The sequence below is a fragment of the Campylobacter concisus genome, assembly GCF_002912895.1.
Taxonomy (GTDB): Bacteria; Campylobacterota; Campylobacteria; order Campylobacterales; family Campylobacteraceae; genus Campylobacter_A; species Campylobacter_A concisus_G.
On the sequence record NZ_POZX01000038.1, the window covers coordinates 1 to 1,291 of the forward strand.

Below are 1,291 nucleotides of genomic sequence, written 5' to 3' on the forward strand. Positions count from 1 at the left end.
TACCCTTAAATTTTTGCCACTGCGCAAAAGAGTTAAATGTAATGTGCTTTGAAATTTTTAAAATTTCATCGAAATCCTCATCCTTAAAGGCTGGACTATAAGTATGAATCTCGCCTTTTACGTATTCGTTTGCAAATTTTGCCTCATGAAGCCCACTGCAAGTCGCACCATCAAGATAAGAGCCAACCATATCCATCACTCCGCTAAATGCAAAACCTTTGAGTGCGACTAAAATTTTGGCTCCGCTTTGCTCTTTTACGTACCTTAAAAGCTCTAGATTTTTACGTACTTTTGCCTCTTCGCAGACGTAGGCTGGGGTTTTTATACTTTTTAAAATTTCGTTCATTTTTTCTCGCTTTTTAAATTTTCAAATAAGTATATCTAAATTTATTTTTAAGTAAAATCAGCAAAAATTTCAAAGGATAAAATGTGATAGAGATCGAATTTCTTGGGCCTATCGGGCTTGAGAGTATAAAAATAGAAGCAAAAAATTTAGGCGAGGTAAAAGCGGCTTTAAGCGATAAAGAGGAGCTAAAAAAATGGCTAAATATCTGCGCGGTTGCTGTAAATGACGAGATCGTAAGTGATATAAATTTCGCTCTTAAATCAGGCGATAAAATTTCTATTTTGCCGCCAGTTTGTGGGGGCTAAGATGCAAATTTATAATGGAAGCTTGGACGTTCAAAGCATCACAAACGAGTGGTATGATAGGTTTAAGGATAAAAACTGCGGCGCGCTCATCACTTTTGTAGGCATAGTAAGAGAAGAGGGCGGAATTTCGGCGCTTAGCTTCGATATCTATGAGCCGATCCTTAAAAAATGGCTAGATGCTTGGCAGGAGCGAGCCAAAAAAGAAAACGCCTACGTACTTTTTGCTCACTCAAAAGGCGATGTAGCCGTGCATACGAGCTCTTATGTAGCAGGCATTGTGAGCCCTCAAAGAAAGGTCGCGCTAAGGCTTATAAACGAGTTTGTCGAGGACTTTAAGGCAAATGCGCCGATCTGGAAATATGACGTGATAAATGGCAAGAGAATTTATGCAAAAGAGCGCAGCCAAGCGATAAATGGTGCTGGAATTTTAGCTTAAAAGGAAAAATGATGATAACAAAAGAGAGTAAAAAAGATGTTTTTTGGGCGCTAGCCTTTGGGCTTGGGCTTTTTGCCTTTAGCATCATTGGCTACTTTTATCTAGCTCTTGGCACAGCGTCTCTCTTTGGCATCATCATTGGCGCTCTCTCAGCGTTCTTTTGTGTTAGAAAAATTTTTCAAAACAACTTTTTACGTATTGAAG

Annotated in this window: 2 protein-coding genes and 2 pseudogenes; 3 read left to right on the plus strand and 1 reads right to left on the minus strand. The window is 38.9% G+C overall.

Translation table 11 applies throughout. The features are described 5' to 3' along the window. A pseudogene (locus CYP51_RS04675) lies at positions 1-346 on the minus strand (carboxynorspermidine decarboxylase); the annotation flags it as partial. Between the two features lie 83 nt (positions 347-429). Here CYP51_RS04675 and CYP51_RS04680 point away from each other — a divergent pair. The 3 genes and pseudogenes from CYP51_RS04680 to CYP51_RS04690 all read left to right on the plus strand — a co-directional run. Further along, positions 430-651: a MoaD/ThiS family protein gene (locus tag CYP51_RS04680; RefSeq protein ID WP_103624563.1), complete on the plus strand. Its 222-nt coding sequence runs from the start codon at positions 430-432 to the stop codon at positions 649-651. A gap of 1 nt (position 652) precedes the next feature. Further along, positions 653-1,087, plus strand: coding sequence for a molybdopterin synthase catalytic subunit (locus CYP51_RS04685; protein ID WP_103624564.1), 435 nt, complete (start codon positions 653-655; stop codon positions 1,085-1,087). A gap of 11 nt (positions 1,088-1,098) precedes the next feature. Continuing rightward, positions 1,099-1,291: pseudogene (locus CYP51_RS04690) on the plus strand (molybdate transport repressor); the annotation flags it as partial.

Bases quoted from the DNA above. Each gene is read 5' to 3' on its own strand.
- CYP51_RS04685 (WP_103624564.1), top strand. From the start codon at position 653: ATGCAAATTTATAATGGAAGCTTGGACGTTCAAAGCATCACAAACGAG.